This window comes from Veillonellales bacterium, assembly GCA_039680175.1.
Classification (GTDB): Bacteria; Bacillota; Negativicutes; order JAAYSF01; family JAAYSF01; genus JBDKTO01.
This window is the reverse complement of record JBDKTO010000094.1, coordinates 1-6,268: the sequence shown is the minus strand read 5'-3', so window position 1 is coordinate 6,268 and position 6,268 is coordinate 1. Positions and strand designations below refer to the sequence as shown.

Sequence of the window (6,268 nt, the reverse complement as noted above, 5' to 3'; positions counted from 1 at the left end):
GCCCGGCATTCGTTTTAAAAAACGAATAAAAACGAATAAAACCCCTCTCGCAACCCCATTCGCTTCGCTCAGGGGTGCAAAGACCGCAACCACCGCTCGGGGGTGCGCCCGTGACGAAATGCATCGTCAGGGTCATGAAAGACCGCTAACGAATCGAGGTCATTCGACGGGGGAGGTACTATGGAGGAATGGTAAAGAACAAATGTGCACAATAATATTATAGCACACATGTTCTAATTGTCAAGGGGTTAATGGAAATTTTAAGGTAATAAAGGAAACCGAAAGAATGGCATAGATTATTTTGACCATCTTTCATGTTCAAATTTCAAAAGGTTGATGGTTTTTTCCTTTTCAGCAATAGCTTGATTCAATAAAGTGACAAGATTGCTCCCACTATTTAGATTATTAAGACTATGTAATGCTTTGATCTGCTCTTCCAAAAATGTATTTGCGGCCGACAAATTCCCATGGACAACTGCCATACTGATCTTGTCAGATAATTGATTGCATTGGCTAGCATGGGAATAAAAAATAGTTAAGGCATGTAAGAGCGTGGGAGAAAATTGCGTTGGTATTTCGCCACTGGTTAATAAGACCTGCCAGAATGAAGTATCAAATGATAAATACGGATATTTTTGCTTGGTGAACCGTTCGATAATGATTTCCAAATGCAAATAGATGTCATCGACCTCTATTTTGATTGTTTTCATGAACTCCAAAGCACGATTTTCACTTTTCAACATTTCACCCGATATTTGTACATTTTTGTCTTGTTTTGCAAACCTTCTGTCAAAATAAATCCCACCAATCAATCCTAAAATGGTCCCTGCAACCAGGGTAGCGATACCATTTGATAAAACGGTTTGCCAGAATTCATATATAGACATTCGATATATCCCCCTTTTGGAGAAATTAGATTGCAAGGAACCAGTTCTTATCAACCGATACCTGCTCAACTTCGACCCTTTTTGTAATAACCCCCAGTGAAAATCGCTTGAGCATTTCCACAAATTGGTCACCATCTACTAGGTCAATCGCCAGCGCCATCACTATGCGCTGACCCGGGCGTTGCTCTTTGGCCGGACCCACATTCCTGCGCCGTTCCAGCAGTGCCGGACCCTTGAGCGAGAGGTACACCCCGATGCCGTTGACACACACCAGGAACACTGCAATGAAGACCCATGCCTGCCAGTAGACAAAGGTGCCGGCGGGCAGAAAAAGCAGCGGCCCAAGAATGAGCAGACCGATCAGGAATGTGGTGAGCGTGTAGGTGATGAGCTTGGTCATGGTAGTCCTTTTGGTAAGGGGGGAGTGAGGTACTGCACCAGTATACCGTTTTCCGAGGGATAAAGGTTTCAAGAGTCGATAGCGGTGTTCCATCTAGTTCAGTCGAAAGGGACTCAGAAAACGTAAGTGTAGAGTTTTAGTTTTTATTTCAGGTCCAACTTACGAAGTTTTGAGATTTGTTTTAGCATAATAAAAATTACACAATGAGGAAAAACAATAATTAGCAACCTGGTGTGTGTAATTCATAAGTTAAGAAATATCAGGCGTATAACCGTCAATTAATTACTTCAGGAATGATGCGAGTTTCCTCTACATATTGGATTAGCTTTGTATCAGAAGTGACTAATTTACATTGTAACGACATAGCAGACGCTAATACAATCTTATCGTGAAGGTCATGATGTTCTAAAGAACCTGAAATCTTCAACAGTTCAAATAATACTTCCTTGTCAATTGGTTTTATCTCAATATTAGGGGATTCTTTTATGGGTAAAAATACCTCATAATGAAATTTCTTTGAAAACTCCTCGTTCTTAAGCCATTTTTCATAGATTTCTACAAATACAATTGAAGGAATACTTAGCTTTATATTTTCTTCAAATGGATTTAAGGCAGCTTGAACTAACCTCCTCGTCCGATTCGATAACTCTACATCTTCGTGGAAAACATCATGGAAATATCTGATTATGGTATTCGTATCAATAACGAATAACTCTATGGTAGTCATGATTCATCATCGTAGTATGCAGCTCAACCAATTCATCTTCGATTGTCAGGTAAGGTTGCCTTAAGGTATTGAGTAAAGTCGTAATAAAAATATGGTCAATTTCTTGAACTTCCAAATACATAGTCTCGGATAAATAATAAAACATTTCAATATACCTGACGCAGTCTTCTTTATTGCCCGTATCGTTGTTTTCCAAAACCCTCGCAAGTAGATATGTCAATACACCTATGGGTTGGCTCCATTGGTCGGCGAGAATACATCGGTTTGCAAGGTCGTCATTAATTGAAATTTGGTGAATCTTGTGATTAAGTAAATCACAAAGCTCATGCTGGGTTAGGCAGTCTTTCATTCCTTTTCCTGGCCCATAGCTTTACTCAAAAGGTCAGTTGTCTTTGCAATATCAATGTTATGTTCAGGCTCATCTCCAGTTTCCCACAATCCCCTGTTGTCAAGAATGAAATTTTCGTCAATTAGTTTTTGTGTTGGAATACCGGCAGCTTTTTCGAGTAGCTCATAAGCCATTCTTAAGATTTTCGCGGCATTAAACTCTGACAATTCTCCAATTTGATGAACAGCACCCTCAGTAAAGGGTGACAATCCATCAGATTTATTCGGATCAATCCTATATTCCGTGAGATATTTCTTTAGCAACAATGCCACATGTTCCTTAGTAAGTTTTTCAAAGCTGATTATGTGTTTATAATTAAGTTGGTTTATCGGTGCACGATTTTCCATTCCTGAAGAAGCCCATGCGTCACTAATCAACCTCGGTACCCCTGCGTGCAGAACAAGTATTAAGTTGTAAAAACCCAACTTAGCGTTTGTATAATAACCATCGAATAAGCATGATCGCAACTCTAATGCAAAATCTTTTTTCTGGCGGGAACTCTGGAAATCGGGAATTCTCTCAAAATCATCGACAAGAACATAAGCGCCATTAAAATTTGCAGCGAGAAAGAATTTAACTAAATGAGTAAAAATGAAGTCGATTTTCTCTTTTGGCTTTTTTAGCTCCCTAAAATAATTTTCAAAATCCTTTTGTGTCATGAAAGTTGGGTAAAAAGTATTTCTGCCACTAAATATGGGGAAATCACTTGGCAAATCTTGCAAATGAACATCATTTAAAATCTCACTTTGAACAGAGCTGGAAGAAATCGAATTATTCTCAAACCATGCAGGATCATTAAGGTGCTGAACCAACTCTGATTCACTGAAATGGCCAAAATTTAGCTCTGGATGTAGTTTGTTTATTGCTTCCAACCTAAGTGTCGCTAAACATACAGAAATTATCTGACTTTTTAAGATTGAATCGAAAATTGCGTCAATAAAACCGATAAATGTCTTGGTCCTACCACCTGGTTCTGGTGAGACATATATTGCAAAACATTTATTTTGTTCATCTGATAAATCCAAACTATATTCTCTGTTGATTGTGTGTAACAAATTAAGTAGAAATGCAGACTTTCCATTTCCACGTCCGATATATGAACTGTCGATAATGTAGCCTAATCTTATGTGATTTGGGTTGTTTTGAGGTTGCTTAATAAAGTTCGTCAAGATTTGCTCATATTCGTGTTCGCGTATTTGCATCTCATAAATATTCCCATTGATACGTTTGTCGGTAGATTCTTTATTTACTGTAGGCTCGGAAGGAAACGGATTTTCGCTGAGATTAAACCGTTCATATGTCCCTATAGATTCATAATTTTGTAACTGGGTGGGTTTCTTCAAAAGATTGCTCATCACCTATCTCCTCTCGCTACATCAATGGCAATAATATTTCGAAATCGTCCATCTACCATAACAGGTTCTTGTTTTAGATACATTGCTTTTGTCTCTTCTGGTAGGCGATCAACCTCTAAAGAGATCTTTATTTTCAGGTTTCCTGATAAATTTGCACGGTAAACCGCATCTAGAAGTTCCTGGAAAACATATTCAGAGATTTTCATGTTATAGCAAACCATCTCTTTTAGGGCAGCCAAGCTAATGAAATAGCTCCTATTCGTTCGTCGCAAGTCATAGTATGCGCTAACAAGGAAATCCACAAACTGATTTTGGCTTGTTTCTATATCAGGTTTGTGTAAAAACAATGAGTAACCATCTGAATATGTGTAGATTTTTTGAAAATCCTTCGATTCTGTCGTTTTAACAACAACAGCAGTAGGATAAACAATTTTGCCATTAAAATATGGGTAAAATTCTGTTGCATGAATAATCCCTATTTGTTTTGCGCGGTACGTCCAGATTTCAAATGAAGTTAAGTAGTATTCATAATGGTAGATCTCTTGCAGGAAATACTTTACCCAATAGTCCCTAAATCGTGAAATAATGGCGTTGTATTTTATTGGGGAAAATTCTGTCAAGTATTCTGAAGAAATTAATTCATCCTTTATCAAAATCTCCATCAGTGTCTTGCTTCCTGTTGATAAATTTCTTTGTTCTCCAAGATATTTTGAAATATCTTGTTCTAGTTTTTTTCCTAACGCTTCAGAGTATCTCCAAATATCTTTAGTTGTTTTGATTTCTGATCGGTCAAAACCCAACTGCAATGGAGAATACACCGGAAGAATAAATAAACCGGATTTAGCCTTACCTGACTTATATAACAGATCAATTATGTACCTAAAAGCTTCGTATTTGGACTCCATCAGCTTAAATAACGAAATAGCAAAACTTTCGAATCCATCGTTATATTGCTCAATTAATTTCTTTCCAATTTCAGTTAATTGGAATTTCCCACTTTCCTGAATTATTAGATCGTATTCTAGTGATTCAGCGATTACTTTTTCAAAAGTATATTGATACTTGACCAACTGCACTCTTGAAAGGTTTTGTGCATCCGCAGTCAGTTTTTTGTATTTTGATTCCCCAAGCCTATGTTCTTGCTTTAGGCTCTTGAACAGTTCAAAGATCTGATCTTGTTCAGAAAACTTCTCAATGCTTTTCAACAATACGTAGAAATAATCTAGGAAGTAAAATTTCCTAACTGATGATAATGGTTTTTTCAAATGAACTCTCCCCTGACCCCATCTCTATCTTGACACTTGTTCCAGTCAACTAATTCCTTGATAAACCCCTTACCGTTCCAGGATTATGCCGACAGTTAAATTATATCTATTAATCAACAATTCACCATGAAACACCTTTACCATGATGTGTTGTTCTAATACAAGTGTTACACCGGAATTAGATGTATACGCCGGATCTGATTGTCATAAATCCTGTCATAGTTAAAGTTTAAGGTGGATTCGATTTTGAACGCACTTTTTTATTGCGAACATCGCTGTTCACTGTAAATGGGAAAATAAAAGTTGTAGCAATTACGAGAAATATTTGGAAAACCCTTAAAATTTCCCCCAAACCCCTTGACAAATAGAACATACGTGCTATAATAATCCTGTCACATTGTACCTTAATATTTGCATCGCCCACCCCCCAATAACCTCAAATCCTGCTCAATTAGGGTTTGATTCGTTTTTATTCGTTTTTAAAAACAAATCGCCCCGGCTCCAAATGCGGTCCGGGGCGGGAACTTGCTCTTGTTCTTCCTGTTCACTAATCCCTAATCCCTAATCCCTGCTCACTCTTCTCTCGGCGGCACGGTCTGACCGTAATCCAGCACTTCGCGCACCTGCGAGCCGATGACCTGCGGGCCGATGATGCCCTGGTCCTCCATGGAATCGATCAGGCGCGCGGCGCGGGTGTAGCCCACCCTCAAGCGGCGCTGGAGCATCGAAATGCTGGCGCGTCCTTCACGCCGCACCAGTTCCACGGCTTCCTTGAGCATGGGGTCCGCTTGCTGACCATCGGAATCGCCAAACAGCGCGCCCTGCTTCAGCGGCACACCGCCGGGGACGCCGGTATCCATGATGAGTTGCTCGGTGAGCCTGGCATTGCCGCCGTCGTTCATGGCGATCAGGCGCCAGTTTTCCACCAGGCGCTGGATCTCGCCGTCCGCCACGTAGGCGCCCTGCAGGCGCACCGGCGATGAAGCATCGGGTGCCTGGAAGAGCATGTCGCCCTTGCCCAGCAGCTTTTCAGCGCCGGGCTGGTCGAGGATGACGCGGCTGTCGACGCCGGAAGCGACGGCGAAGGCGATGCGCGCGGGGAAGTTGGCTTTGATCAGCCCGGTGACCACGTCCACCGAGGGGCGCTGGGTGGCGATGATCAAATGGATGCCGGTGGCGCGGGCGAGCTGCGCCAGGCGGGTGATGGAGCGCTCGGTCTCTTCGGGCGCCAGCATCATCAGGTCGG

The 6,268-nt window shown here is 40.8% G+C and carries 7 protein-coding genes; all 7 read right to left on the bottom strand.

Going from position 1 to position 6,268, the window contains the following annotated elements:
* Positions 1 to 296 precede the first annotated feature (296 nt).
* On the bottom strand, positions 297 to 887 hold the full coding sequence (locus ABFC84_16015; protein MEN6414245.1) for a hypothetical protein: 591 nt from the start codon (positions 885 to 887) through the stop codon (positions 297 to 299).
* Positions 888 to 912: 25 nt separating this feature from the next.
* The gene (locus ABFC84_16010) at positions 913 to 1,287 is read right to left on the bottom strand and encodes a hypothetical protein (protein MEN6414244.1); all 375 of its coding nucleotides are present in this window, start codon (positions 1,285 to 1,287) and stop codon (positions 913 to 915) included.
* Between the two features lie 274 nt (positions 1,288 to 1,561).
* Positions 1,562 to 2,014, bottom strand: a complete 453-nt coding sequence (locus ABFC84_16005; protein ID MEN6414243.1) for a PIN domain-containing protein — start codon at positions 2,012 to 2,014, stop codon at positions 1,562 to 1,564.
* Complete coding sequence (locus ABFC84_16000) at positions 1,986 to 2,234, bottom strand: hypothetical protein (GenBank protein ID MEN6414242.1); 249 nt, start codon at positions 2,232 to 2,234, stop codon at positions 1,986 to 1,988. Before ABFC84_16000 ends, ABFC84_16005 begins: the two co-directional genes overlap by 29 nt.
* Before the next feature lie 125 nt (positions 2,235 to 2,359).
* Entirely contained in the window at positions 2,360 to 3,757 is a 1,398-nt protein-coding gene (locus ABFC84_15995) for a hypothetical protein (GenBank protein ID MEN6414241.1), read from the bottom strand.
* Complete coding sequence (locus tag ABFC84_15990) at positions 3,757 to 5,022, bottom strand: hypothetical protein (protein MEN6414240.1); 1,266 nt, start codon at positions 5,020 to 5,022, stop codon at positions 3,757 to 3,759. Before ABFC84_15990 ends, ABFC84_15995 begins: the two co-directional genes overlap by 1 nt.
* 572 nt (positions 5,023 to 5,594) lie before the next feature.
* A partial coding sequence (locus ABFC84_15985) for a DNA translocase FtsK (GenBank protein ID MEN6414239.1) occupies positions 5,595 to 6,268 on the bottom strand: 674 nt, incomplete at its 5' end.